The sequence below is a fragment of the Streptomyces sp. NPDC031379 genome (genome assembly GCF_055569615.1).
Window position 1 is genome coordinate 167,406 of record NZ_JBVIIT010000018.1, and the last position, 25,484, is coordinate 192,889.

Genomic DNA, 25,484 nt, shown 5'->3' on the forward strand with positions numbered 1-25,484 from the left:
CGGGTAGATCAAACGGCGACGGGAGGGGTGCGTGGCCTTGACCACGCACCCCTCCCGTCGGAGAGCAGAGGGTTCAGCGGAGGAAGGGGTCCACCGCGACCGCGACGAAGAGGATCGACACGTAGGTGATCGACCAGTGGAAGAGCCGCATCTCCTTCAGCTTGGCCCCGGTCACCTCGGCCTTCGCCCGGTTCTGCAGGCCGTGCGCCTCCCAGAGCCAGAAGCCGCCGGCCGCCAGGGCGACCACCGAGTAGAACCAGCCGGTGTAGCCGAGCGGGGTCAGCAGCAGGGAGACGGCGACCATCACCCAGCTGTAGATGACGATCTGCCGGGCGACGACCTTGTTGGAGGCGATGACCGGCAGCATCGGCACGCCCACGCGCGCGTAGTCCTCCTTGACCTTCATGGACAGCGGCCAGTAGTGCGGCGGGGTCCAGAAGAACATGACGAGGAAGAGGATGATCGGCGCCCAGGACATCGAGTTCGTGACCGAGGACCAGCCGATCAGGACGGGCAGGCAGCCCGCGATGCCGCCCCACACGATGTTCTGCGACGTGCGCCGCTTGAGGATCATCGTGTAGACGACGACGTAGAAGAGGAGCGCTCCGAGTGACAGCCAGGCGCTCAGCCAGTTGACGGTGAGCCCGAACAGCAGCGTCGAGACGACCGCGAGGGTGATGCCGAACGCCAGGCACTCGCGCGGGCCGACCATGCCGGTCACCAGCGGCCGCTGCGAGGTGCGGTCCATCAGCGCGTCGATGTCCCGGTCGATGTACATGTTCAGCGCGTTGGCGCCGCCCGCGGAGAGGTAGCCGCCGACGCAGGTGAGCAGGACCAGCTTCAGGTCGGGCACACCCTGCTGCGCCAGGAACATCACCGGAACGGTGGTGATGAGCAGCAGCTCGATGATCCGCGGCTTGGTCAGCGCCACGAACGCCTTGACACGGGCCCCGAACGGCCGGTGAACCGGGCTTTGGCTCGCACCGAGCGCACCCGCTGGACGGGATTCGACGGCCGTCACGCACACCCCTGACAGAGACATCCCAGCAAGCCTCCCCGTGTGAGGTTCCGGTAAAGGCTCGCGCGTACCACGCCACTTTAGACGTTGCCCATACCCCGGCCTTCGCGGGGGTGGGGTCGTGTTGGCGCCGGCCCCATTCGAGGGGTACTGGCACTCGATTGAGCAGTCAGATGAGCGCCTCCGTATTCATGTGCCAAATGCCTTGTCGGCCAGTCGGGAGGCGGATCGCACGGAGTCCCGGCAGTCTGGAAACACTCGAAAAAATGCACGTCCTTACGGGGGTAGGCTCGTCAGCGGCCGGCGGGCAGAAGCACGCCGGCGGCCGGGTGGGGGCATGCCCCGAAGACCGGCGACCGACATGTGGAGAGGAGCCCTGACCCAGGGTGAGCACCAAGCCGACCACCACAGACCTTGAGTGGACCGACCTGGACCAGCGGGCCGTGGACACCGCCCGCGTCCTGGCCGCCGACGCCGTACAGAAGGTCGGCAACGGCCATCCCGGTACGGCGATGAGCCTGGCCCCGGCCGCCTACACCCTCTTCCAGAAGGTGATGCGGCACGACCCGGCCGACCCGGAGTGGGTCGGGCGCGACCGCTTCGTGCTGTCCGCCGGCCACTCGTCCCTGACCCTCTACACGCAGCTCTACCTGGCCGGTTTCGGCCTGGAGCTGGACGATCTGAAGGCCTTCCGGACGTGGGGTTCGAAGACCCCGGGTCACCCGGAGTACGGGCACACCAAGGGCGTCGAGACCACCACCGGCCCGCTGGGCCAGGGTGTGGCCAACGCGGTGGGCATGGCGATGGCCGCCCGCTACGAGCGCGGCCTGTTCGACCCGGACACCGCGCAGGGCGAGTCCCCCTTCGACCACTTCGTCTACTGCATCGCCGGTGACGGCTGTCTGCAGGAGGGCATCTCCGCCGAGGCGTCCTCGCTGGCCGGCCACCAGAAGCTCGGCAACCTGGTCCTGCTGTGGGACGACAACCACATCTCGATCGAGGGCGACACCGAGACGGCCGTCTCCGAGGACACCGTCAAGCGGTACGAGGCCTACGGCTGGCACGTCCAGCGCGTCGAGGCCCAGGCCAACGGCGACCTGGACCCGGAGGCGATCTTCGCCGCGGTCCAGGAGGCCAAGCGGGTCACCGACCGGCCGTCCTTCATCGCGATGCGCTCGATCATCGCCTGGCCCGCCCCGAACGCGCAGAACACCGAGGCCGCGCACGGCTCCGCGCTGGGTGACGAGGAGGTCGCGGCCACCAAGCGCGTCCTCGGCTTCGACCCCGAGCAGTCCTTCGAGGTCGCCGACGAGGTCATCGCCCACACCCGCCAGGCGCTCGACCGGGGCCGCCGCTTCAAGGCGGAGTGGGAGAAGTCCTTCCAGGAGTGGCGGAACAACAACGCCGAGCGCGCCGCCGACTTCGACCGCATCGCCAAGGGCGAGCTGCCCACCGGCTGGGAGGAGAAGCTCCCGGTCTTCGAGCCGGGCAAGGCCGTCGCCACGCGTGCCGCCTCCGGCAAGGTGCTGCAGGCGCTGGGCGCGGTCATCCCCGAGCTGTGGGGCGGCTCCGCCGACCTCGCCGGGTCGAACAACACCACGATCGACAAGGACAGCTCGTTCCTCCCCGAGGGCAACCCGCTGCCCGAGGCCACCCCGTACGGCCGCACGATCCACTTCGGCATCCGCGAGCACTCCATGGGCGCGGAGCTGAACGGCATCACGCTGCACGGCAACACCCGCGTCTACGGCGGCACCTTCCTCGTCTTCTCCGACTACATGCGCAACGCGGTGCGCCTGTCGGCCCTGATGCACCTGCCGGTGACGTACGTGTGGACGCACGACTCCATCGGCCTCGGCGAGGACGGCCCCACCCACCAGCCGGTCGAGCACCTGGCCTCGCTGCGCGCCATCCCGGGCCTGAACGTCGTCCGCCCGGCGGACGCCAACGAGACCGCGATCGCCTGGCGCGAGATCCTCAAGCGCTACACCAAGGAGTTCGGCAAGGGCCAGCCGCACGGCCTCGCCCTCACCCGCCAGGGCGTGCCGGCCTACGAGCCGAACGAGGACGCGGCCAAGGGCGGCTACGTGCTGTTCGAGGCCGACGGCGGCGAGGCGCAGGTGATCCTGATCGCCACCGGTTCCGAGGTGCACGTGGCCGTCGAGGCGCGTGAGCAGCTCCAGGCCGACGGCGTTCCCACGCGCGTGGTGTCGATGCCGTCCGTGGAGTGGTTCGAGCAGCAGGACCAGGGGTACCGGGACTCCGTGCTGCCGCCGTCCGTCAAGGCCCGTGTCGCCGTGGAGGCGGGCATCGGCCTGACCTGGCACAAGTACGTGGGGGACGCCGGTCGCATCGTTTCCCTGGAGCACTTCGGTGCTTCCGCGGACGGCAAGGTGCTCTTCCGCGAGTTCGGCTTCACTGCCGAGAACGTGGCCGCCAAGGCCCGGGAATCCCTCACCGCCGCCCAGCGCTGACGCTCATATACGACACGTAGGAGATGTAATTCCATGACAGACGCACTCAAGCGCCTCTCCGAGGAAGGCGTCGCGATCTGGCTGGACGACCTGTCGCGCAAGCGGATCACGTCCGGCAACCTCGCCGAGCTGATCGACCAGCAGCACGTCGTGGGCGTCACCACCAACCCGACGATCTTCCAGAAGGCGATCTCGCAGGGCGACGGCTACGACCAGCAGCTGTCGGACCTCGCCGCCCGCAAGGTCACCGTGGAAGAGGCCATCCGCATGATCACCACGGCGGACGTCCGCGACGCCGCCGACATCCTGCGCCCCGTCTTCGACGCCACCGGCGGCAAGGACGGCCGGGTCTCCATCGAGGTCGACCCGCGCCTCGCGCACAACGAGAAGGCGACGGTCGCCGAGGCCAAGCAGCTGGCCTGGCTGGTCGACCGCCCCAACACCCTGATCAAGATCCCGGCCACCCAGGCGGGTCTGCCGGCCATCGCCTCGACGATCGGCCACGGCATCAGCGTCAACGTCACGCTGATCTTCTCCCTGGAGCGCTACCGCGCCGTCATGGACGCGTACCTCACGGGTCTGGAGAAGGCCAAGGAGCGCGGCCTGGACCTCTCGCTCATCCACTCCGTGGCGTCCTTCTTCGTGTCCCGTGTGGACACCGAGATCGACAAGCGCCTGAGCGAGATCGGCACCGACGAGGCCCAGGCGCTGCGCGGCAAGGCCGCCGTCGCCAACGCGCGTCTCGCCTACCAGGCGTACGAGGAGGTCTTCTCCTCCGACCGCTGGAACGCCCTGGAGAAGACGGGCGCCAACAAGCAGCGTCCGCTGTGGGCGTCGACCGGCGTGAAGGACCCGGCGTACCAGGACACCCTGTACGTCACCGAGCTGGTCGCGCCGAACACGGTCAACACCATGCCGGAGGCCACGCTGGAGGCCACCGAGGACCATGGCGAGATCACCGGCGACACCGTCGCCGGCACCTACGAGCAGGCGCGCGCCGAACTCGACGCGCTGGAGAAGCTCGGGATCTCGTACGACGACGTGGTCCAGGTGCTGGAGGACGAGGGCGTCGAGAAGTTCGAGGCGTCCTGGAACGACCTGCTGAAGTCCACCCAGGCGGAGCTCGAGCGCCTCGCCCCCACGGAGGGCTGACTTGTCACCCGTTTCCGGTTCCGGAGCGAACCCGCTTCGTGACCCGGCCGACCGACGGCTCCCGCGTATCGCGGGGCCGTCGGGCCTGGTCATCTTCGGCGTCACGGGCGACCTGTCCCGCAAGAAGCTGATGCCCGCGGTGTACGACCTCGCCAACCGGGGTCTGCTCCCGCCGGGCTTCTCGCTGGTGGGCTTCGCCCGCCGCGACTGGGAGCACGAGGACTTCGCCGAGGTCGTGCACGACGCGGTCAAGGAGCACTCGCGCACACCGTTCCGCGAGGAGGTCTGGCAGCAGCTCATCCAGGGGATGCGCTTCGTCCAGGGCACCTTCGACGACGACGAGGCCTTCGAGCGGCTGCGCGCGACCATCGAGGAGCTGGACAAGGCCCAGGGCACGGGCGGCAACTTCGCCTTCTACCTGTCGGTGCCGCCCCGCTCCTTCCCCGTCGTCATCCAGCAGCTGAAGAAGCACGGTCTCGCCGACCAGTCGGGCGGCTCCTGGCGGCGCGCGGTCATCGAGAAGCCCTTCGGCCACGACCTGGAGTCGGCCGAGGAGCTGAACAAGGTCGTGCACGAGGTGTTCGAGCCGGACCAGGTGTTCCGGATCGACCACTACCTCGGCAAGGAGACCGTCCAGAACATCCTGGCGCTGCGCTTCGCCAACACGATGTTCGAGCCGATCTGGAACCGGTCCTTCGTGGACCACGTGCAGATCACCATGGCCGAGGACATCGGCATCGGCGGCCGGGCCGGCTACTACGACGGCATCGGCGCCGCCCGTGACGTCATCCAGAACCACCTCCTGCAGCTCATGGCCCTGACGGCCATGGAGGAGCCGGCCTCCTTCGACGCGGACGCGCTGGCCGCGGAGAAGGAGAAGGTGCTGGGTGCGGTACGGCTGCCCAAGGACCTGGGCCGCAGCACCGTGCGCGGGCAGTACGCGGCCGGCTGGCAGGGCGGCGAGAAGGTCATCGGCTACCTCGAAGAGGAGGGCATCGACCCCAAGTCGAAGACCGACACCTACGCGGCCGTCAAGCTGGAGATCGACAACCGCCGCTGGGCGGGCGTCCCCTTCTACCTGCGCACCGGCAAGCGCCTCGGCCGCCGGGTGACGGAGATCGCGGTCGTGTTCCAGCGGGCCCCGCACTCCCCCTTCGACCACACGGCGACGGAGGAACTGGGCCAGAACGCGATCGTCATCCGCGTCCAGCCGGACGAGGGCATCACGGTCCGCTTCGGCTCGAAGGTGCCGGGCACCTCGATGGAGATCCGGGACGTCTCCATGGACTTCGCCTACGGCGAGTCCTTCACGGAGTCGAGCCCGGAGGCGTACGAGCGCCTGATCCTGGACGTGCTGCTGGGCGACGCCAACCTCTTCCCGCGCACGGAGGAGGTCGAGCTGTCCTGGAAGATCCTCGACCCGATCGAGGAGCACTGGGACGAGCACGGCAGGCCCGCGCAGTACCGGTCGGGCACCTGGGGCCCCGTGGAGGCGGACGAGATGCTCGCACGAGACGGACGGAGCTGGCGCCGGCCATGAAGATAGACCTGACCGACACCACCGCCGGCGAGATCAACAAGGCGCTCGTCAAGGGCCGCCGTGCCATCGGCACCCCCGCCGTCGGCATGGTCCTCACCCTCGTCATCGTCACCGACGAGGAGAACGCCTACGACGCGCTGAAGGCCGCCAACGACGCCTCGCGCGAGCACCCTTCCCGCACGCTGGTGGTCATCAAGCGGGTCTCGCGCGGCCCGCGCGACCGTACGTCCTCACGTCTGGACGCCGAGGTGCGGGTGGGCGCGGACGCGGGCACCGGCGAGACGGTCGTGCTCCGGCTGTACGGCGAGGTCGTCGACCACGCCGACTCGGTCGTCCTGCCGCTGCTGCTGCCGGACGCGCCGGTCGTCGTGTGGTGGCCGGTGAACGCCCCGCTGGATCCGGCGAAGGACCCGCTGGGCGCGCTCGCCCAGCGCCGGGTCACCGACACCTATGCCGCCGAGCAACCGGTGCGGGAGCTGTCCGCCCGCGCCGAGGCCTACACGCCCGGCGACACCGACCTGTCCTGGACCCGGATCACGCCGTGGCGCTCCATGCTCGCGGCGGCGCTGGACCAGGTCGTCTGCGACGTGCGGGCCGTGGAGGTGGAGGGCGAGGAGTTCAACCCGAGCTGCGAGCTGCTGGCGATGTGGCTCGCGGACCGGCTGGACGTCCCCGTCAAGCGCTCCCTCTCCTCCGGCCCGGGTCTCACGGCCGTCCGCATGGACACCAGCGGTGGCCCGATCACCCTGGACCGCGCGGACGGCTCGCTGGCCACGCTGTCCATCGAGGGTCAGCCGAACCGCGCGGTGGCGCTCAAGCGGCGGGACACCGCCGAGCTGATCGCGGAGGAGCTGCGCCGGCTGGACCCGGACGACACCTACGCGTCGGCGCTGCGCTACGGCGTGGAGCGGCTCGCCACCGTTCCCGAGCAGCCGTCGAAGGAGCCGGCCGAGCCGGTCGCCGAGGCCGAGCCGGTCGCCGAGGCCGAGCCGGTCGAGGAGGCCGAGCCGGTCGAGGAGGCCGCGAAGGCACCCGCGAAGAAGGCGGCGGCCAAGACCGCGAAGAAGGCACCGGCGAGGAAGGCGGCGGCGAAGTGAGCACTCCGCAGCTGGTCGTCCACCACGACAAGGACCTGATGGCGCAGGCCGCCGCGGCCCGTCTGATCACGAAGGTCGTGGACGCCCAGGCCTCCCGGGGCAGCGCGTCCGTGGTCCTCACCGGCGGCCGCAACGGCAACGGCCTGCTGGCCGCGCTGGCGGCGGCCCCGGCCCGGGATGCCATCGACTGGGGCCGCCTCGAGCTGTGGTGGGGCGACGAGCGCTACCTCCCCGAGGGCGACCCCGAGCGCAACATCACGCAGGCCCGCGAGGCTCTGCTGGACTCCGTGCCGCTGGACCCGGAGCGCGTGCACGCCATGCCCGCCTCCGACGGCCCGTACGGAACGGACGTCGAGGCCGCGGCGGAGGCGTACGCGGCGGAGCTGGCGAAGGCGGCCGGGCCGGAGAACCACGGTCCGGTGCCGACCTTCGACGTCCTGATGCTGGGCGTCGGCCCGGACACCCATGTGGCCTCACTCTTCCCGGAGTTGCCGGCCGTGCGGGAGACCGAGCGCACGGTCGTCGGCGTGCACGGCGCGCCCAAGCCGCCGCCGACCCGGATCTCCCTGACCCTTCCGGCGATCCGCGCCGCCCGCGAGGTGTGGTTGCTCGCGGCCGGTGAGGACAAGGCGGAGGCGGTGGCCATCGCCCTGTCGGGAGCGGGCGAGATCCAGGCGCCGGCGGCGGGGGCGTACGGACGCTCGCGCACGCTGTGGCTGCTCGACGCTGCCGCGGCATCCCAACTGCCCCGCTCGCTGTATCCGCCGGCGTCGCCGTGACGGGCGCTTCACCGTGACGAACGGGGGCGGCAAGGGATGATTCCCTTGCCGCCCCCGTCGCCTTGGTGACTCCCCCTCAGCCGGGCCCTTCACATTTTCTGCACCGTACGTACATGTACCGGTCATCTTTTGTGTAAGCTCCTGGCCGCACCATCCGCATCATCGAGGGGGGACCTCATGCGCATACGCTTCGCACTGGCCACCGCTGTCACCGCCGGAACGCTCGCCGTCGTCGTCGCGGCCCCGGCCCAGGCGACCGAGTACTCCTCGTCCCTGAAGATCAAGGGCGTCCAGTACGACGCCCCGGGGCGGGACTCCAACAACTGCCGTACGGGCAACAGCAAGAGCGAGTACGTGACGATCAAGAACTACTCGCGGACCGCGACCATCAACCTCAAGGGTTACGTGGTCAGGGACACCACCAGCAGCAACAAGTTCACCTTCCCCGCCAACCACTACCTCCAGCCCGGCGACTACGTGCAGTTGCGCGGGGGCCACGGCACCGACTCGGACTCCAAGAACGTCGTCTACCGCCAGAACTGCAACTTCATCTGGAACAACGACAAGGACACCATCTACCTGTACAAGCCGTCCGGGGCCCACGCCGACACCCACGCCTACACCAAGTCCCGCGACGACCGGGACGGCAACGGGTACATCAGCTACCACGGCTGACGCAGCGACGGCCGCCGGAGTCCGGCTCGGTCACTTGACCGAGCCGGCCATCACGCCCTGTACGAAGTGCCGCTGGAAGGCGAAGAACACGACCACCGGCACGATCAGGGACAGGAAGGCACCCGGCGCCAGGACGTCGATGTTGCTGCCGAACTGCCGGATCTGGGATTGCAGTTGCACGGTGAGCGGCTGGGACGAACTGTCGGCGAAGAGCAGGGCGACCAGCATGTCGTTCCAGACCCACAGGAACTGGAAGATGGCGAGCGAGGCGATCGCCGGGCGGCCCACGGGCAGGACGAGGCGCGTGAAGATGCGCCACTCGCTGCCGCCGTCCATCCGCGCCGCCTCCAGCATCTCCTTCGGCATCTCCGCGAAGTAGTTGCGGAGCAGGAACACCGCGAACGGCAGCCCGTACGCCACGTGGAAGAGGACGACACCGGGGATCGTGCCGAACAGGCCCAGCTGGCCGAAGAGTTTGGCCACCGGCAGCAGGCCGATCTGCACCGGCACCACCAGCAGGGCCACCACCAGCAGGAAGAGCGGCTCCCGGAACGGGAAGTCCAGCCAGGCGAAGGCATATCCGGCGAGAGCCGCGAGGACGACGACCAGGGTGGTCGCCGGCACCGAGATCAGCACGGTGTTCCAGAAGGCCTGGGTGATGCCGGCGTTCTTCAGCAGCGCCGAGTAGTTGTCGAAGGACAGCTGCCCGGGACTGGCCAGGGCCGTCCACCAGCCGCCCTTGGCGGTGTCCTGGGCCGAGCGGAGAGAGGACAGGAACAGTCCCGCCAGCGGGGTCAGCCAGACCAGGCCGATCACCACCAGGAAGGCCTGCACCAGGCCGTTGCCCAGGCCTCGCCTGATCGCGTTCATCGCTGACTCCTCATCGCTGACTCCTTCGGAAACGGCGGACGTTGAACACCATCGCGGGGATCACCAGGAGCAGCAGGAGCACGCCGAGGGCGCTGCCGAGACCCTGGTTGTTGCCGCCGCCGAAGGAGACGAGCCACATCTGGGTCGCAAGGACGGTGGCGTCCTCCTGCACCGGGCCGGGCGCGATGATGTAGACGAGGTCGAACACCTTCATCACGTTGATCACGAGGGTCACGAAGACCACGGTGAGTACGGGCGCGAGCAGCGGGACGGTGATCCGGCGGAAGATCTGCCACTCGTTCGCGCCGTCCATCCGGGCCGCCTCCAGCGCGTCCCGTGGGAGCGTGGCGAGCCCCGCTCCGATCAGCACCATCGCGAAGCCCGTCCAGATCCACAGGTACGCGCCGATGATCGCCGGTGTGACGAGGGTCGGGCCGAGCCAGGCAATCCCCTGATAGGGCGCGGCGAAGTTCGACTCCGGCAGCTTCAGCGTGTACGAGCCCGTGTCCAGCCCGGAGAAGTGGAAGGAGCCGTCGGCGGCGGTCGTCGTGCTCGCGACCGTCCTGCCGTCGCGCAGCGCCTGGACCTTCATGCCGGGCAGGCCGCTCTCCTTCGGGTCGACCTTGCCCTGCCTGCCTCCGCCGCCGGGGGTGAAGTCCAGGTAGACGGCACCGCGGACCTCGTCGGCCGCGGCCTTGCGCGAGGCGGCCGCCTGCGCGGGTTCAGCGCCCTCGGGCAGGTCCTCGGGCAGCACCCCGACCAGGGGCAGTGTCACCGAAGCGCCCGGGGAGACGGCCGCGTGGCTGAGGTAGGAGCCGTCGCGGCCCTGGTCCAGCAGCCCCTGGCGGCCGCGGGCCGTCGGATACGTCGACGTCCCCGTGAAGGCGTCGTGGACGGAGACCACGGCCGCGTCGAGGACACCCTTGTCCGGGTCCTCGTCGTAGGCGAGCCGGAAGATGATGCCGGCGGCGAGGAAGGACACCGCCATCGGCATGAAGAGGAGCAGTTTGAACGCCGTGGCCCAGCGGACCTTCTCCACCAGCACGGCCAGGATCAGCCCGAGGCCGGTGAGCAGCGCCGGGGCCACGACGACCCAGATGGTGGTGTTGCGGATGGCCTTCAGCGTGGCCGGGTCGCGGAACATCTCGGTGTAGTTGTCACCGCCGACGAACCGGGTGCCGGAGGCGTCGAAGAAGCTGCGGCCGACGGAGAACAGCACCGGGTAGACGACGAGCGCGCCGAGCAGGAGCAGCGCGGGGAAGACGAAGAGGAGGGCGATCAGCCGGGCGCGCCGCCGGCCGCGGCGCCCGCGCGCCGCGCCGGCGGCCCGCGGGCCCGCCTGCTGTTTCACGAGTGTGGTGGCGGTCATGGTGCTGCCGTTCAGCCCTGGTAGGCCTTGGCCGCCGCGGCTTCGAGCTTCGCCGCGGTCGCCTTCGGGTCGGACGGGTCGCGCAGGAAGTCCTGGAGCAGCTTCCACTCGCCGGTGCCCTTGGTGCCGCCGAAGGCCGCCGGTGCCTGGTCGGACATGTCGAAGCGGACGGAATCCCCGGCGCCGACGAGGGACTTGGCGGTGGCGCGGGTGACGTCGTCGCCGTACTGGGCGAGGTCGAGCTTCTTGTTCGGGGACAGGAAGCCGCCCGCCTTCGCCCAGACGGCCGCGGCCTCGGGGGTGGCGAGGTACTCCAGGAGCTTCATGCCGGCCTTGCCGTTCTTGGCGTCCTTGAGGACGACCGCCGCGTCACCGCCGCTGACGACCGGTGCCGTACCGCCGTCGACCGCGGGGAAGGGGAAGAAGTTCGCGTCCTTGCCGATGGCCTTCCCGTACTGGTCGTGGGCGACGCCGGCCACGAAGTCGCCCTCGTAGACCATGCCGGCCTCGGGCTTGGGTCCGAACACCTTCTCCACCGAGCCGGGGAAGTCGGTGTTCAGGGCCTCCTTCTGGCCGCCCGCGAGCAGCTGCTTGTCCTTGAACAGCTTGCCGAGGGTGGTGAGCGCCTTCACCACGCTCGCGTCGGTCCACTTCAGCCGGTGCGCGGCGAGGGCGTCGTACTTCTCGGGGCCGGCCTGGGAGAGGTAGATGTTCTCGAACCAGTCGGTGAGGGTCCAGCCGTCCTGCCCGGCCACGGAGAACGCGGCGAGACCGGAGTCGGAGACGGTGTGCCCGGCCTTCAGCAGCTCGTCGTAGGTCTTCGGCGGCTCGACCCCGGCCTGGGTGAGGGCCTGGGGGCTGTACCAGACGGTGGACTTGTGGGCGGCCTTGAAGTAGAGGCCGTAGAGGGTGCCGTCGACACTGCCGTACTTCTTCCACACGGGGGCGAAGTCGGCGTCGATGGTCTGCCGAGCGGTCCCCGAGAGCGGCTTGAGCCAGCCCTTCTTCGCGAACTGCTGGAGCACGCCGACCTGCGGGACCATCACGACGTCGGGGGCGTTGCCGCCCTCGATCTTGCTGCCGACGACCGTGGAGACGTTGTCGCCGGTGGACACGAACTGGGTCTTGGCGCCGGTCTTCTCGGTGAACGCGTCCAGCACCTTCTGGAAGTTCTTCTGCTCGCTGCCGGACCAGACACCGGCCACGGTGACCGTCTGGCCGCTGAGCGCCTTGTCACCGCCGCCAGCGGAGACCGGCCCGCCACCGCCACAAGCGGTGGCACCGAGGGCCAGGGCGAGCGCGGTGCAGCTGGTGAGCAGGGTGGTACGTCGTCGCATCATCGTTGATGTCCCTTCGAGGGGATGGGGGTTGACGGTTCGGGTCACAGGTCGTTCAGCCACCAGGCCGCCGTGGAGCCGGGCAGGACACCGGGCGGGCACGGACCGCTGGAGAGCAGGGGGGTGCCGGAGACCGGCGCGGGGGTGGGGGCCGTACCGAAGTTGACGGCGCAGACCAGGCCGTCGCCGCGGACGAAGCCGAGGACGCCCGGCGGGGTGTCCAGCCAGCGCAGCGCGCCCTCGCCCAGCTGGGGCAGGGAGTGGCGCAGCTGGAGTCCGTCGCGGTACAGGTGCCAGAAGGAGCGGGTGTCGGCGAGCGCGCGGTCGGTGGCGTACTCGGCGAAGTACTCCGGCTGCGGCAGCCACGGCTTGGCGCCCTCGGCGCCGGAGGTGAAGCCGAACGGGGACGCCTGCCCGGACCAGGGCAGCGGCACCCGGCAGCCGTCGCGGATGCGGGCGCGGCTGCCGGTACGGTGGAAGATGGGGTCGGTGAGCACGTCGTCGGGCAGGTCGACGACCTCGGGCAGGCCCAGTTCCTCGCCCTGGTAGATGTACGCGGCTCCGGGCAGCGCCAGCATGAGCAGCGCGGCGGCGCGGGCGCGGGCGGCGCCGAGGCCGCTGCCCTCGGTGGCGGGTTCGCCGTAGCGGGTGACGGTGCGGACCTGGTCGTGGTTGTTGAGGACCCAGGTGACGGTCGAGCCCGTGCCGGCTATGTCCTGCATGGCCTCGGAGATGACCTTGCGGAAGGAGTCGGCGTCCCAGGGGGCGCCGAGCAGGTCGAAGAAGAAGGCCTGGTGGAGCTCGTCGGGGCGGACGTACAGGGCGTGTTCGCGGGCGGTGGGGACGGAGACCTCGCCGACGAGGAGGCGTTCCCGGCCGTCGCGCGCGGTGTACTCCTCGCAGGTGGCGCGCCACTGCCGCCACACGTCGTGCACCTCGGGCTGGTTCCAGGCCAGCGGGTTGACCGAGTCGCGGGTGCGGGCGTCGGCCTCGGGGTCGTCCGAGTCGGGCAGCCCGGGGTGCTTGTACAGGCCGGCCGCCACGTCGATCCGGAAGCCGTCCACGCCCCGGTCGAGCCAGAAGCGCAGGACCTGGTCGAACTCGGCGGGGATCGCGGGGTCGCGCCAGTTCCAGTCGGGCTGCTCGGGCGTGAACATGTGCAGGTACCACTGGCCCGGGCGGCCGTCGGACTCCGTGACCCGGGTCCAGGCCGGGCCGCCGAACATGGCGTGCCAGTTGTTGGGCGGCTCGCTGCCGTCCTGGCCGCGGCCGTCGGCGAAGTGGAAGCGGGCGCGGGCCGGGCTGCCGGGTGCGCTGCCGAGTGCCTCGCGGAACCACGGGTGCTCGCTGGAGCAGTGGTTGGGGACGATGTCGAGCAGCACCTTGATGCCGAGCCGTCGGGCGGCCGCCATCAGCAGGTCGAACTCGGCGAGGTCGCCGAAGACCGGGTCGACGCCGCGGTAGTCGGCCACGTCGTAGCCGTGGTCGTGCTGCGGCGAGGGGTAGAACGGGCTCAGCCAGATGCCGTCGACGCCGAGCTTCTTGAGGTACGGAAGCCCGGCGCGGACGCCGGCCAGATCGCCGATGCCGTCGCCGGTGCTGTCCAGGAAGCTGCGGACGTACACCTGGTAGATCACCGCGTCACGCCACCAATGATGCCTGTTCAACCCTGTGGACCTGTCTCTGAAGGGGGGCTGTTATGCATGCATGTTAGGTAGGCGTCGCGCGAGGGTGTCAATGAGATGAACGAAGGCTACCGACTGGTTCGCCGTTCAAAACGGGGCATTTCACACCAAGAAGAACGCAGTCGTGATGACCGCGTTACTTAACAAGTAACTAGCGACGGGCGATGGCGTCGAGTTCACGCGCCAGCCGGCGCACGGCCTGCCCGGGCGTCTGGCGCCCGGTGAGCGCGTCCTGGACGACCGCCTGCACCGCCAGGCTGACCTGGTCGTAGTGCGCGCTCTTGGGGCGCGGCGCGGCGGTGAGGACGGCGGTGCGCAGGGTCGGCAGATAGGGGAACCGCCCCACGAGCGCGGGGTCTTCGTACAGGGCGGCGCGTACGGGAGGCAGCGCGCCCCGGGTGAGCACCTGGCGCTGGACGGGCTCACTGGTCAGGTAGGCGATCAGCCGCGCGGCGGAGTCGGGATGCCGGGCATGGGAGTTGACCGCCAGATTGGAGCCGCCGAGGACGCTCGTCCCCGGCCCGTCGGGCCCCGGCAGCGGTACGGCGCCGATCTTCCCGGCGACCGCGGACCCCTTGGCGGACGCGACGGCGTAGGCGTAGGGCCAGTTGCGCAGGAAGAGCAGCTTGCCGTCCTGGAAGGCCTGCTTGGACTCCTCCTCCTTGTACGTCAGCGCCCGTCTCGGGATCCAGCCCTCGCGGATGCCGCGGGCGAGGAAGCCGATGCCCTCGCGAGCGGCGGCCGAGTCGACGGTGACACGGGTGCCCTCGGCGCCGAGGATCGTGCCGCCGGCCGAGTAGACGGCCTCGGCCGCGTTCACGGTGAGGCCCTCGTAGGGCAGGAACTGGCCCGCGTAGCCGCCGAGTCCGTACTTCGGCGCGATGGTCCTCGCGTCGCGTTCCAGCTCGGCCCAGGTGCGCGGCGGGGCCACGCCCTCCTTGGCGAGGACGTCCTTGCGGTACAGCAGAAGCCCGGCGTTGGTGACGTAAGGGACGGCGTACAGGCGTCCGTCGTAGGTCGCCGTGTCCACGACCGGCGGCAGGAAGCTCCGCAGCGGGAAGCGGGCCCGGGGCAGCGGGCGGATCCAGCCGGCCGCCGCGAACTCCGAGGTCCAGTTGACGTCGATGTTCAGGACGTCGAAGCGGCCCCGGTCGCCGCCGCGCAGGTCGGTGGACATCTGCGCGTGGGTCTCGTCGGAGGAGTCCGGCAGCTCGACGAGGGTGACCTTCTCGCCGGGGTGGGTGCGGTTCCAGCCCTCGAGGAGCGGGCCGAGATAGCCGGTGAGATCGCCGGCGGTGGCCAGGGTCAGGGGGCCGCGGCCGGAGGCGCCGCCCTCGCCGGCCCGCGCGCCGGAGGCGACGTACCCGGTCATGACCACGACGAGAACCAGGAGGCCCCTACCGGCGGCGCGTATCCACCGCATAGGTTCCTCCCTGAACACGTACACACGGCTCCCGGCACCCTCGCCCGGAGTCAGAGGCCATGTATACCTGTTAGGTATGGGCGATACTAGGGCCTGGAGCACATTGAGCAGACAGGAGGACAGCACGAGTGCGCCTGCCCCTCCTGGCACTCCTCGCCCGCGGTCCGGCCCACGGCTACGAGCTGAAGCAGGACCTTGAGCAACTGCTGGGCTCCGCGTACCCTCAGCCGAACGTCGGCCAGATCTACGTCACCCTCGGCCGCCTCGAGAAGTCGGGACTCATCGAGGGCGAGGACGTCGAGCAGTCCAGCCGGCCCAACAAGAAGGTCTACCACCTCACCGACGCCGGGCGGGAGGCGCTGCACGCCTGGTTCGAGGAGACCGAGGACGAGCCGCGGGTGCGGGACGAGTTCTTCATGAAACTCGCCGTCGCCCCGCAGGCCGGTCTCGCCGACCAGATCGCCCTCATCAACAGGCAGCGGCGCCAGTACCTCAACACCATGCGCAACCTGTCGAAACTGGCCGCGGCCGAGAACCGGGACAACCGAATCGCCCATCTGCTCATCGAGGGCGCGATGCTGCACCTGCAGGCCGACCTCGACTGGCTGGAGCGGTGCCAGGAGGAACTGGAGGAGCTGGAATGAGCGACGGCTCTGCCGCTCCCCTGCTGCGCGCCGAGGGGCTGGTGAAGACCCACCACGGCGAGGGCGCGCCCGCACGCGCCGTGCGCGGGGTCGACCTCGCGGTGGCGCGGGGCGAGTTCGTGGCGATCACCGGCCCGTCCGGGGCCGGGAAGTCGACCCTGCTGCATCTGCTGGGCGGGCTGCAGCGGCCGGACGGGGGCAGCATCTGGCTCGACGGGCGGTGCACGGACTCCTTCAGCGAGGCGCGCTGGGCCGTGGAGCGCCGCCGGGCCATCGGGATCGTCTTCCAGTTCTTCAACCTGGTGTCGAACCTGTCCGTCGCCGACAACGTCGAGCTGCCCGCCCTGCTGGCCGGCGTCCCGCCGAGGAAGGCCCGCGCCGAGCGCGCGGACCTCCTTGCCGAGCTGGGCCTGCAGGGCAAGGAACGCAGCATGCCCGGCGAGCTGTCCGGCGGCGAGCAGCAGCGGGTCGCGCTCGCCCGCGCCCTGGTCAACCATCCGCCGCTGCTGCTCGCGGACGAGCCCGCCGGCAGTCTCGACAGCAAGGGCACCCGCGAGGTGATGCGGCTGCTGTCCCGCTTCCACGGGCGCGGCCAGACCATCGTGCTGGTCACGCACGACGCCCGGCTGGCGAGCGCCGCGGACCGGGTGATCAGCTTCTTCGACGGCCGCATAGCCGACGACGCCGCCCTGGACGGCACGCCGTCGCGTCGCGGCGGTGCCTCCGGCGTGCTGGAGCTGAGGGACTGATGGCGCGAGCCGAGAGACTGACGGCACGGACGGCGACTCGCCGGACGGCCCGACCGGCGGCTCGACCGGCAGCGCGTCCGGCGGCCCGACCGGCGGCCCGTCCGGCGGTGCTTCGCGGGGCGAGGGGCTGAGGCACGTGCGGGCCACCCTGCGCTGGGCGCACTCCGATCTGCGGACGCATCGCGGCGAGGCACTGTTCCTCGTGCTGGCCACCGCCGGCATCGTCGCCTCGCTGCTGCTGGCCACGGCCCTGTTCGGCTATGCCACGAACCCCTGGCAGCGGGTCTTCACCCAGGCCCGCGGGGCGCACGTATGGATCCACACCGTTCCGTCCGCGGACGCCCGCAAGCTCGCCCGGCTGGACGGCGTCGAGTCCGTCGCCGGCCCCTACCGCACCGAGTCCGCCACCGTCTCCGCGCGCGGCACCCGCGCCTCCGTGGAGCTGCGCGGCACCCCGCGGCAGCCCTCCGTCGGCCGACCACTGCTCACCGCCGGGCACTGGCTGGACCCGGCCGAGCCGGACGGCGTGGTGCTGGAGAGCGGCCTGGCGCGGGCCCTGCTGGCCGAGCCCGGGGACACCCTCACGCTGCCCGGCACCGCCCGCACCCTCACCGTCGAGGGCATCGCCGAGAGCGCCGAACCCCACTACAGCCCGGGTGAGCAGCCGGGGCTGGTGTGGGCCCTGCCGTCCGCCGTACGCGCCCCGGCCGGTCAGGTGACCGGGCTGCGGCTGGGCGATCCGGCCGACACGGACTACGCGGTGCAGCGCGCCGTCACCGTACTGGGCGCGGGCGCGGTCGGCGAGGTCTCCACGTGGCAGCAGGCGCGCTCCGAGGCACAGGGCGACAACCGGCTGCTGGGGCAGGTGCTGGGGCTGTTCGGTGTCGGTGCCCTGATCGCCGCGGGGTTGGCGGTGCACGGGGCGATCGCCACCCGTATCCGCGGACATCTGCGGGACCTCTCGGTGCTCAAGGCGATCGGCTTCACCCCCGGCCAGGTGGTGCGGATCTTCCTGCTCCAGCACCTCGCGTACGCCCTGCTCGGCTCGGTGGCGGCCGCGGCGCTCACCGAGGCCCTGGGCCGCCGGGTCCCCGGACGGCTCGGGGACGCCGTGGGCGTGTGGCAAGGGCTGCCCGGGCACACCCTGGCGTTGTGCGCGGTGCCCGTGGGGGCGGTGCTGTTCATCGGTCTGACCACGGGTCTCGCGGCCTGGCGGGCGGGGCGGGTGCCACCGGTTCCGGTGCCGCGTCCGTCGGCTCCGGCGGGCGGCCGGCTGACCGGCCTGGCCCGGCGGGCGCTGGGGCTGGGGCTGCCGGCCGCGCTGGTCCTCGGCTGTCACCAGGCGTTCGCGGGACGCGGCCGGTCCCTGGCGACCGTGGCCCGGCTGACGCTGCCGCTGGTGCTGATCGTGGTGGCGCTCAGTGCGTGGACGACGATCGACCGTTTCCACAGCAGCCCCGAGCGGGTGGGCCTGCCGACCGCGCTCACGGTCCGCTCGGACGGCGCCACGGACCCGGACGGCGTGCGCACGCTGCTGACCCGTGACGCCCGGGTCGCCGCGGCCTACCCCGGTGTCGAGGTGGCCGCGCTGGTCCCCGGCCAGACCGGAACCATCGCCCTGCGGGGCATCGGCACCCGCCACGAGCCCTACCCCTACACGCTCGCCGAGGGCCGCGCCGCGCGCGGACCGGACGAGGCGGTGGCCGGCCAGGGCCTGCTGGACCTGCTGGACGCGCGGGTCGGCGACTGGGTGCGGATGACGGTGGGCGACCGGCCGCAGATCCTGCACATCGTCGGCCGCGGCATCGAGCCGCAGAACGCCGGCCGGGTGGTGACGACCTCCCTGGACACCCTCCGCGAGAACGACCCCGGGCTGTCCCCGGCCTTCTACGAGCTGCGTCTGCGTCCCGGCGCCGATCCTCATCGCGTGGCCGCCGCGCTCACCAAGGCCGGCCGGGGCCACCTGGACGTGCACCCCGTGACGAACCCGGCCGACGGGCTGTCCCCGCTGCGCGCGGTCGTCGCCGGGCTGATCGCCGTCCTGGCCCTCATCGGCCTCCTCGAGCTGCTCACCGCGATCGGCGGCAGCGTCCGCGAGGGGGAGCGGGACGTGCTGGCGCTGCGGGCGATCGGCATGTCGCCGCGGCAGATCACCGCGATCACCGTCACGGCGATGAGCGGAACGGCCCTGGCCGCGGCGGTCGCCGCCACGGCACTGGGGCTGCCGCTGGCCCGCCGGCTGATCGACGCCCAGGGCAGCTCGAGCGGCATCGGCGCCGGGATCGCCCAGTCCCCCTCCCCGGGACCGCTGCTCCTGCTGGGCGCGGCTGCCGTGCTGGGGGCGGGGGCGCTGGCCGCGCTGCCCGCGTCCCGCGCGGCCCGCAGACGCCTCGCCGACACGCTGAGCGCGGTGGCCTGAGCCGGCGGCCCGGCCTCCCCACCTCGGCCGGCGCGGTGCACCGCACGCGCATCCTGCGTGCCGCCCCTGGAACAGCGGAACCCCGGGGGCGGCGACGAGGACGGGCCGGTACGGTCACCGCGGCGGCCGTCGGGCGGGTCCGGCCACGGGTCAGCCGCGGCCGCGCAGCTCCCGGTACTTGGCGACCAGTGCCTTGGTCGACGCGTCCAGGCCGGGTACCTCGGTGCCCTCGGTGAGGGCGGGCTCGACGCGCTTGGCGAGGACCTTGCCGAGTTCCACGCCCCACTGGTCGAAGGAGTCGATGTTCCACACCGCGCCCTGCACGAACACCTTGTGCTCGTAGAGGGCGATCAGCTGCCCGAGCACGGACGGGGTGAGTTCCCTGGCCAGGATGGTCGTCGTCGGCCGGTTGCCCTGGAAGGTCTTGTGCGGGACCAGCTCGTCGGGCACGCCCTCCGCACGGACCTCCTCGGCGGTCTTGCCGAAGGCGAGGGCCTGGGTCTGGGCGAAGAAGTTGGCCATCAGCAGGTCGTGCTGGGCCTTGAGTTCACCGCTCAGCTCGGCCACCGGCTCAGCGAAGCCGATGAAGTCCGCCGGGATCAGCTTGGTGCCCTGGTGGATCAGCTGGTAGTAGGCGTGCTGCCCGTTGGTGCCGGGCGTGCCCCAGACGATCGGGCCGGTCTGCCACTCGACCTGCTTGCCGTCCCGGGCCACGTACTTGCCGTTGGACTCCATGTCCAGCTGCTGAAGGTACGCGGTGAACTTGGACAGGTAGTGGCTGTAGGGCAGCACCGCGTGCGACTGGGCGTCGTGGAAGTTGTCGTACCAGATGCCCAACAGGCCCAGCAGGAGCGGGGCGTTGGCCTCGGCGGGCGCGGTGCGGAAGTGGTCGTCGATCAGGCGGAAGCCGTCCAGCATCTCCCGGAAACGGTCGGGTCCGATGGCGATCATCAGGGAGAGGCCGATCGCCGAGTCGTACGAGTAGCGGCCGCCGACCCAGTCCCAGAACTCGAACATGTTGGCCGTGTCGATGCCGAAGCCTGCGACCTTCTCGGCGTTGGTCGACAGGGCCACGAAGTGCTTGGCCACGGCGGACTCGTCACCGAGCGCGTCCAGCACCCAGGAGCGGGCGGAGGTCGCGTTGGTGATCGTCTCGATCGTGGTGAAGGTCTTGGAGGCGATGACGAACAGCGTCTCGGCCGGGTCCAGGTCGCGGGTGGCCTCGTGCAGGTCGGCACCGTCGACGTTGGAGACGAAACGGACCGTCAGATCGCGGTCGGTGAAGCTGCGCAGCACCTCGTAGGCCATGGCGGGGCCCAGGTCGGAGCCGCCGATGCCGATGTTGACCACGTTCTTGATGCGCTTGCCGGTGTGGCCGGTCCACTCGCCCGAGCGGACCCGGTCGGCGAAGCCGGCCATCTTGTCGAGGACCGCGTGGACCTTCGGCACGACGTTCTCGCCGTCGACCTCGATCACGGCGTCCCGCGGGGCCCGCAGCGCGGTGTGCAGCACGGCCCGGTCCTCGGTGACGTTGATCTTCTCGCCGCGGAACATGGCGTCCCGCAACCCTGACACGCCGGTGGCGGCGGCCAGTTCGCGCAGCAGCCGCAGCGTCTCGTCGGTGACCAGGTGCTTCGAATAGTCGATGTACAGGTCACCGACCTGGAGCGTGTATGCGTCGCCGCGCTGCGGATCGGCGGCGAACAGGTCCCTGAGACGGGTGTCGGCCAACTCCTCCCGGTGCTTGGCGAGAGCGGTCCATTCGGGCGTCTGATTGAGCCTGGTACGGCCGTCTGCGTTCATTTCCGACTTCAGCCTTCTTTCCTGCACCTGTCCTGCTGCGTACCTTGCCCCGCTGCCGGTCCCAACCTAATTGATCAGCTCGCGGGACGAGCGGTGGCGGCGCTGTCCTCGTGGACGACAACAGGTACGTCCGGCTTGCGTGCCGGTATCAGCGCGGTGACGGACAGGGCGAAGAGGACGGCTGCGAACAGGGCGGGTGCGTTGAGGCCGTACAGCCGGGCCACGGCCCCGCCGAGGAGCGCGCCGAGCGGGGCGCCGGAGGTAGAAGCGGTGCGGAAGGCGGAGGAGACACGGCCCACCATCGAGGCGGGGCTGCGCTGCTGGATCAGCGTGACCTGGTTGACGTTCCAGACCATGCTCATCGCGCCGAGCAGCAGCATCCCGGCGACCAGTGCGGACACGTGCCGTACGGACCCGAGGAGCAGCAGCGAGCCGGTCTGCACCGCCCCGCCGAGCAGCAGGGCCCGAACCCGCCCGGTACGGCGCGCAATCCGCTGGGCGACGAAACCGCCGGCCAGACTTCCGGCCGAGTACGCCGTCATGGCGGCGACGTATCCGGCGCTGCCCGCGTCCAGCCAGCGGGTGACGTGCAGCGCCAGCGTGGCGATCAGGGCACCCATCCCGATGTTGCACAGCAGGGTCGCCCCGCAGACCGCGCGCAGCGCCCGGTCGCGCCACAGGGCGCGCAGGCCCGCCCCGATCTCCGCGCGCAGGGTGCTGCCGGCCGGGCTCGGCTCCCGCTCCGGCGGCCGTATCCGCAAGGACGCCACCAGGGCGGCCGCCACCGCGTACGTGGCCGCGTCCGCCGCGAACGGCATGAACGCCCCGGCCGCCAGCAGCAGCGGCACGAAGGGGCCCGCGAGGAGTCCGCCCGCCAGCTGCTGACCGGTCATCAGCCGGGCGTTGGCGGCGCCCAGGGCCTCGCCCCTGACGAGGGACGGCAGCAGGGCCGTGGCGGCGTTGTCGAACAGCGTCTGGAGGGCGGTGAGCGAGAAGGCGAGGGCGATCAGCACAGGGATGGTGGCGTGTCCCGAACCCACTGCGAGGGCGAACCCGGCGACGAGCAGCCCCCGTACCGCGTCCACGACCCACATCGCCCGGCGCTGGTCGACGCGGTCCGCCACGGCACCGCCGAACAGCCCGAACAGCAGCCAGGGCACATAGCCGCAGGCGGTGACGGAGGCGACGACGAGTGGCTCGTCGGTCAGGTGCACGGCGAGCAGCGGCAACGCGGACGTGCGCAACGCGTCGCCGAACCGGGAGACGACGGCGGCCGTCCACAGTCGCCCGAATCCCCCGCCCCACGCGGGCGCACCCCCGCTCGCCCCCTCGACCACAGCTACGCGCCCCCTCACGATTCGCCCGTGCGTGAACCGTAGAGGGCACCACTGACAACGGGCCGTCCGCAGCGGGGCGAAACGGCTCCGGCCAGGCGCCCGCGGGCACCCGGCCGGTGAAAGTCCTAGATCTCGCCGCGCAGTTTGGCGAGCGCCTCGGCGAGGATCGCCTCGCCGTCCGCGTCGCTGCGCCGCTCCCGTACGTACGCGAGGTGCGTCTTGTACGGCTCGGTGCGCGGCGGGTCCGGCGGGTTGTCCTGGTCCTGACCGGCCGGGAAGCCGCAGCGCGGGCAGTCCCAGGTGTCGGGGACCTGAGCGTCGCTGGCGAAGCTCGGCTGCGTCTCGTGCCCGTTGGAGCACCAGAAGGAGATGCGCAGACGCGGCGCGGACTCGCCGCGCTCGGCCTCGCCCATCGGCCCCGCCCCGACCCGGCTTCCTCGGATCGCGTTGCCACTTGCCACGGTCGTAACTCCCTGCGTAATGGTGCCGCGAAGCGAGTCGGCGTTCCGCTTCGCTGCGAGCGCCTCAGTCTACGTAAGGCCCAACGCGCGTCCAGTGATTGGAGTTACAGCCCCCACACCTAGACGCAAGCCCCATGATAGGCCGCGCTCCGGAGCGCGTACCGAACATGGGGCCTTACGTGCGGAATGTGCGTGATGTACGTGCTGTTCGGGTGTCAGCTGTTCGTCTTCATCAGCATGGCGAGGACGATGATGCACGCGAACCACAGCAGGCCGATCACGACGGTGATCCGGTCGAGGTTGCGCTCGGCCACCGAGGAACCGCCGACGGAGGACTGCATGCCACCGCCGAACATGTCGGAGAGGCCGCCGCCCTTCCCCTTGTGCATCAGCACCAGCAGCATCAGCAGCAGGCTGAAGACGATCAGGGCGATCGAGAACCCCATAACCACGGCTGGACCAACTTCCTCGGACACGGATGGACGACGGGGGCACAGCATCTCGGCTGTGCCCCCGCAAGGGTACGACGTATCGCCGCTACCGCCTACTCACAGCCCTGATCACTGGTCGCGGAAACGCACGATCTTGACGAACTCGTCGGCGTCCAGCGAGGCGCCGCCGATCAGGGCGCCGTCGATGTCGGCCTGGGCCATGATCTCGGCGACGTTGCCCGACTTCACGGAGCCGCCGTACTGGATGCGGACCTTGTCGGCCACGTCCTGGGAGTACAGCTCGGCGATCTTGCCGCGGATGGCGGCGCAGACCTCCTGGGCGTCCTCGGCACCGCAGACCTTGCCGGTGCCGATGGCCCACACCGGCTCGTAGGCGATCACGATCGTCTCGGCCTGCTCGGCCGGGAGGTCCTTCAGACCGCCCTCGACCTGGGTGAGGGTGTGGGTGACGTGGTTGCCCGCCTCGCGGACGTCCAGCTCCTCGCCGACGCACAGGATCGGGGTGAGGCCGTGCTTGTAGGCGGCCTTGACCTTCGCGTTGACCAGCTCGTCGGTCTCGTTGTGGTACTGCCGGCGCTCGGAGTGGCCGATCGCCACGTACGTGCACTTCAGCTTGGCCAGCATCGAGCCGGAGATCTCGCCCGTGTAGGCGCCGGAGTCGTGCGCCGACAGGTCCTGGGCGCCGTACTTGATCTTGAGCTTGTCGCCGTCGACCAGGGTCTGCACGGAGCGCAGGTCGGTGAAGGGCGGCAGGACGGCGACCTCGACGGCGTCGTAGTCCTTGTCGGCCAGGGCGAAGGCGAGCTTCTGGACGTGTGCGATGGCCTCGAGGTGGTTGAGGTTCATCTTCCAGTTGCCCGCCATCAGCGGCGTGCGCGTGCTCATTGAGGTCAGTCCTCCAGTGCGGCGAGGCCGGGGAGCGTCTTGCCCTCGAGGTATTCGAGGGAGGCGCCGCCACCGGTCGAGATGTGGCCGAATGCGTTCTCGTCGAAGCCGAGCGTACGCACGGCCGCGGCGGAGTCACCGCCGCCTACGACGGTGAAGCCGTTCGAGTCGACGAGGGCCTGGGCGACCGCCTTGGTGCCCTCGGCGTAGTCGGGGTGCTCGAAGACGCCCATGGGACCGTTCCAGAAGACGGTCTCGGCGTCGGCGAGCTTCGAGGCGTACAGCTCTCGGGTCTTCGGGCCGATGTCCAGGCCCTCCTGGTCGGCGGGGATCTTGTCCGCGTCGACGGTCGTGGGGTTGGTCGGCGCCTTCGCCTTCAGGTCCGGGAACTCCGGCGAGACGAGGACGTCGACGGGGAGCACCAGCTCCACGCCCTGCTTCTCGGCGCGCTCCAGGTACTCGGTGACGGCCGGGATCTGGTCCTCCTGCAGGAGGGAGATGCCGACCTCGTGGCCCTTGGCCTTGAGGAAGGTGTACGCCATGCCGCCGCCGATGAGCAGGCGGTCGGCCTTGCCCAGCAGCTGGTCGATGACGGCGAGCTTGTCGGAGACCTTGGCGCCGCCGAGCGCGACGACGTAGGGGCGCTTGACGTCCTCGGTGAGCTTCCTCAGGACGCCGACCTCGGTGGCGATGAGGTAGCCGGCGTAGTGCGGCAGCCGGGCCGGGAGGTCGTAGACGGAGGCGTGCTTGCGGTGGACCGCGCCGAAGCCGTCGCCGACGTAGACGTCGGCGAGGGCGGCCAGCCGGTCGGCGAACTCGCCCCGCTCGGTGTCGTCCTTGGAGGTCTCGCCGGGGTTGAAGCGCAGGTTCTCGATGACCGCGACCTGGCCGGGCTGGAGGCCGTCGACGGCGTCGTGGGCGGCGGGGCCGACGGTGTCCTGCGCGAAGGCGACCGGGGCGCCGAGGAGTTCACCGAGGCGCTCGGCGGCGGGCAGCAGCGAGAAGGCGGGGTCCGGGGCGCCCTTGGGGCGGCCCAGGTGCGAGGCGACGACCACCTTGGCGCCCGCCTCGGTGAGGGCCTTGACGGTGGGCAGGACGGCGCGGATGCGGCCGTCGTCGGTGATCGTCCCGTCGGCGAGCGGCACGTTGAGGTCGGCGCGGACGAAGACCCGCTTGCCGCTCACGCCGTCGGCGAGAAGTTCGTCGATCGTCTTCATGGGGTGGACTCCTGAGGAGGGCTCGTGGTGCACCTGATCGTAAGAGGACGTGGTCCGGGCGTAGGACAGGGCCCGGACAGCGCGACGGTGCGCTGCCC

Annotated in this window: 21 protein-coding genes; 9 read left to right on the forward strand and 12 right to left on the reverse strand. The window is 70.8% G+C overall.

Annotated features, from left to right (window positions below; genetic code table 11):
* Positions 1–73: 73 nt before the first annotated feature.
* Positions 74–1,027 (reverse strand): heme o synthase, encoded by a 954-nt coding sequence (locus ACZ5CW_RS25555; protein WP_468605228.1) that lies wholly within the window; start codon positions 1,025–1,027, stop codon positions 74–76.
* A gap of 377 nt (positions 1,028–1,404) precedes the next feature.
* Here ACZ5CW_RS25555 and tkt point away from each other — a divergent pair, with 377 nt between their 5' ends.
* The 6 genes from tkt (at position 1,405) to ACZ5CW_RS25585 (ending at position 8,735) form a co-directional block, all read left to right on the forward strand.
* Positions 1,405–3,492 (forward strand): transketolase, encoded by a 2,088-nt coding sequence (tkt, locus tag ACZ5CW_RS25560; RefSeq protein WP_468605155.1) that lies wholly within the window; start codon positions 1,405–1,407, stop codon positions 3,490–3,492.
* A gap of 33 nt (positions 3,493–3,525) precedes the next feature.
* A complete protein-coding gene (gene tal / locus ACZ5CW_RS25565; RefSeq protein ID WP_468605157.1) occupies positions 3,526–4,644 on the forward strand; it encodes a transaldolase in 1,119 nt (372 codons plus the stop codon).
* A gap of 1 nt (position 4,645) precedes the next feature.
* Positions 4,646–6,184, forward strand: coding sequence for a glucose-6-phosphate dehydrogenase (gene zwf / locus ACZ5CW_RS25570; RefSeq protein WP_468605159.1), 1,539 nt, complete (start codon positions 4,646–4,648; stop codon positions 6,182–6,184).
* Positions 6,181–7,281: a glucose-6-phosphate dehydrogenase assembly protein OpcA gene (gene opcA / locus ACZ5CW_RS25575; RefSeq protein ID WP_468605161.1), complete on the forward strand. Its 1,101-nt coding sequence runs from the start codon at positions 6,181–6,183 to the stop codon at positions 7,279–7,281. Before zwf ends, opcA begins: the two co-directional genes overlap by 4 nt.
* Complete coding sequence (gene pgl / locus ACZ5CW_RS25580; protein ID WP_468605163.1) at positions 7,278–8,060, forward strand: 6-phosphogluconolactonase; 783 nt, start codon at positions 7,278–7,280, stop codon at positions 8,058–8,060. The genes opcA and pgl overlap by 4 nt, the downstream gene beginning before the upstream one ends.
* A 177-nt stretch (positions 8,061–8,237) precedes the next feature.
* The gene (locus tag ACZ5CW_RS25585) at positions 8,238–8,735 is read left to right on the forward strand and encodes a lamin tail domain-containing protein (protein ID WP_468605165.1); all 498 of its coding nucleotides are present in this window, start codon (positions 8,238–8,240) and stop codon (positions 8,733–8,735) included.
* Positions 8,736–8,765: 30 nt separating this feature from the next.
* On the opposite strand, the gene ACZ5CW_RS25590 is transcribed toward ACZ5CW_RS25585, so the two are convergent.
* From ACZ5CW_RS25590 to ACZ5CW_RS25610, 5 genes are all read right to left on the reverse strand, one after another.
* Positions 8,766–9,605 (reverse strand): carbohydrate ABC transporter permease, encoded by an 840-nt coding sequence (locus ACZ5CW_RS25590; RefSeq protein ID WP_468605167.1) that lies wholly within the window; start codon positions 9,603–9,605, stop codon positions 8,766–8,768.
* 10 nt (positions 9,606–9,615) lie between these two features.
* Entirely contained in the window at positions 9,616–10,974 is a 1,359-nt protein-coding gene (locus tag ACZ5CW_RS25595) for an ABC transporter permease (RefSeq protein ID WP_468605169.1), read from the reverse strand.
* A gap of 11 nt (positions 10,975–10,985) precedes the next feature.
* Positions 10,986–12,314: an ABC transporter substrate-binding protein gene (locus tag ACZ5CW_RS25600; protein ID WP_468605171.1), complete on the reverse strand. Its 1,329-nt coding sequence runs from the start codon at positions 12,312–12,314 to the stop codon at positions 10,986–10,988.
* Positions 12,315–12,355: 41 nt separating this feature from the next.
* On the reverse strand, positions 12,356–13,978 hold the full coding sequence (locus ACZ5CW_RS25605) for a glycoside hydrolase family 13 protein (RefSeq protein WP_468605173.1): 1,623 nt from the start codon (positions 13,976–13,978) through the stop codon (positions 12,356–12,358).
* A 169-nt stretch (positions 13,979–14,147) separates the two neighbouring features.
* Positions 14,148–15,419: an ABC transporter substrate-binding protein gene (locus ACZ5CW_RS25610; protein WP_468605175.1), complete on the reverse strand. Its 1,272-nt coding sequence runs from the start codon at positions 15,417–15,419 to the stop codon at positions 14,148–14,150.
* A 128-nt stretch (positions 15,420–15,547) separates the two neighbouring features.
* Between ACZ5CW_RS25610 and ACZ5CW_RS25615 the strand changes: the two genes are divergently transcribed.
* From ACZ5CW_RS25615 to ACZ5CW_RS25625, 3 genes are all read left to right on the forward strand, one after another.
* On the forward strand, positions 15,548–16,063 hold the full coding sequence (locus tag ACZ5CW_RS25615; protein ID WP_468605177.1) for a PadR family transcriptional regulator: 516 nt from the start codon (positions 15,548–15,550) through the stop codon (positions 16,061–16,063).
* Entirely contained in the window at positions 16,060–16,812 is a 753-nt protein-coding gene (locus ACZ5CW_RS25620) for an ABC transporter ATP-binding protein (RefSeq protein ID WP_468605179.1), read from the forward strand. The genes ACZ5CW_RS25615 and ACZ5CW_RS25620 overlap by 4 nt, the downstream gene beginning before the upstream one ends.
* 136 nt (positions 16,813–16,948) lie before the next feature.
* Positions 16,949–19,231: an ABC transporter permease gene (locus tag ACZ5CW_RS25625; RefSeq protein WP_468605181.1), complete on the forward strand. Its 2,283-nt coding sequence runs from the start codon at positions 16,949–16,951 to the stop codon at positions 19,229–19,231.
* A 150-nt stretch (positions 19,232–19,381) separates the two neighbouring features.
* Here ACZ5CW_RS25625 and pgi read toward each other — a convergent pair whose 3' ends face one another.
* The 6 genes from pgi to ACZ5CW_RS25655 all read right to left on the reverse strand — a co-directional run bounded on the left by pgi (position 19,382) and on the right by ACZ5CW_RS25655 (position 25,386).
* The gene (pgi, locus tag ACZ5CW_RS25630) at positions 19,382–21,034 is read right to left on the reverse strand and encodes a glucose-6-phosphate isomerase (protein WP_468605183.1); all 1,653 of its coding nucleotides are present in this window, start codon (positions 21,032–21,034) and stop codon (positions 19,382–19,384) included.
* Positions 21,035–21,108: 74 nt separating this feature from the next.
* A complete protein-coding gene (locus ACZ5CW_RS25635; protein WP_468605230.1) occupies positions 21,109–22,317 on the reverse strand; it encodes an MFS transporter in 1,209 nt (402 codons plus the stop codon).
* Between the two features lie 179 nt (positions 22,318–22,496).
* Complete coding sequence (locus tag ACZ5CW_RS25640; protein WP_006349936.1) at positions 22,497–22,832, reverse strand: RNA polymerase-binding protein RbpA; 336 nt, start codon at positions 22,830–22,832, stop codon at positions 22,497–22,499.
* A gap of 215 nt (positions 22,833–23,047) precedes the next feature.
* On the reverse strand, positions 23,048–23,278 hold the full coding sequence (gene secG / locus ACZ5CW_RS25645; RefSeq protein ID WP_468605185.1) for a preprotein translocase subunit SecG: 231 nt from the start codon (positions 23,276–23,278) through the stop codon (positions 23,048–23,050).
* 114 nt (positions 23,279–23,392) lie between these two features.
* Positions 23,393–24,169 (reverse strand): triose-phosphate isomerase, encoded by a 777-nt coding sequence (gene tpiA / locus ACZ5CW_RS25650; protein WP_468605187.1) that lies wholly within the window; start codon positions 24,167–24,169, stop codon positions 23,393–23,395.
* A gap of 5 nt (positions 24,170–24,174) precedes the next feature.
* Positions 24,175–25,386: a phosphoglycerate kinase gene (locus ACZ5CW_RS25655; protein WP_468605189.1), complete on the reverse strand. Its 1,212-nt coding sequence runs from the start codon at positions 25,384–25,386 to the stop codon at positions 24,175–24,177.
* Positions 25,387–25,484: the final 98 nt, after the last annotated feature.

Coding starts and splice junctions, on each gene's coding strand:
- secG (WP_468605185.1), bottom strand. CDS start 23,278: ATGGGGTTCTCGATCGCCCTGATCGTCTTCAGCCTGCTGCTGATGCTG.
- ACZ5CW_RS25585 (WP_468605165.1), top strand. CDS start 8,238: ATGCGCATACGCTTCGCACTGGCCACCGCTGTCACCGCCGGAACGCTC.
- ACZ5CW_RS25655 (WP_468605189.1), bottom strand. CDS start 25,386: ATGAAGACGATCGACGAACTTCTCGCCGACGGCGTGAGCGGCAAGCGG.
- tpiA (WP_468605187.1), bottom strand. CDS start 24,169: ATGAGCACGCGCACGCCGCTGATGGCGGGCAACTGGAAGATGAACCTC.
- tal (WP_468605157.1), top strand. CDS start 3,526: ATGACAGACGCACTCAAGCGCCTCTCCGAGGAAGGCGTCGCGATCTGG.
- opcA (WP_468605161.1), top strand. CDS start 6,181: ATGAAGATAGACCTGACCGACACCACCGCCGGCGAGATCAACAAGGCG.
- ACZ5CW_RS25610 (WP_468605175.1), bottom strand. CDS start 15,419: ATGCGGTGGATACGCGCCGCCGGTAGGGGCCTCCTGGTTCTCGTCGTG.
- ACZ5CW_RS25600 (WP_468605171.1), bottom strand. CDS start 12,314: ATGATGCGACGACGTACCACCCTGCTCACCAGCTGCACCGCGCTCGCC.
- ACZ5CW_RS25590 (WP_468605167.1), bottom strand. CDS start 9,605: ATGAACGCGATCAGGCGAGGCCTGGGCAACGGCCTGGTGCAGGCCTTC.
- ACZ5CW_RS25595 (WP_468605169.1), bottom strand. CDS start 10,974: ATGACCGCCACCACACTCGTGAAACAGCAGGCGGGCCCGCGGGCCGCC.
- pgi (WP_468605183.1), bottom strand. CDS start 21,034: ATGAACGCAGACGGCCGTACCAGGCTCAATCAGACGCCCGAATGGACC.
- ACZ5CW_RS25620 (WP_468605179.1), top strand. CDS start 16,060: ATGAGCGACGGCTCTGCCGCTCCCCTGCTGCGCGCCGAGGGGCTGGTG.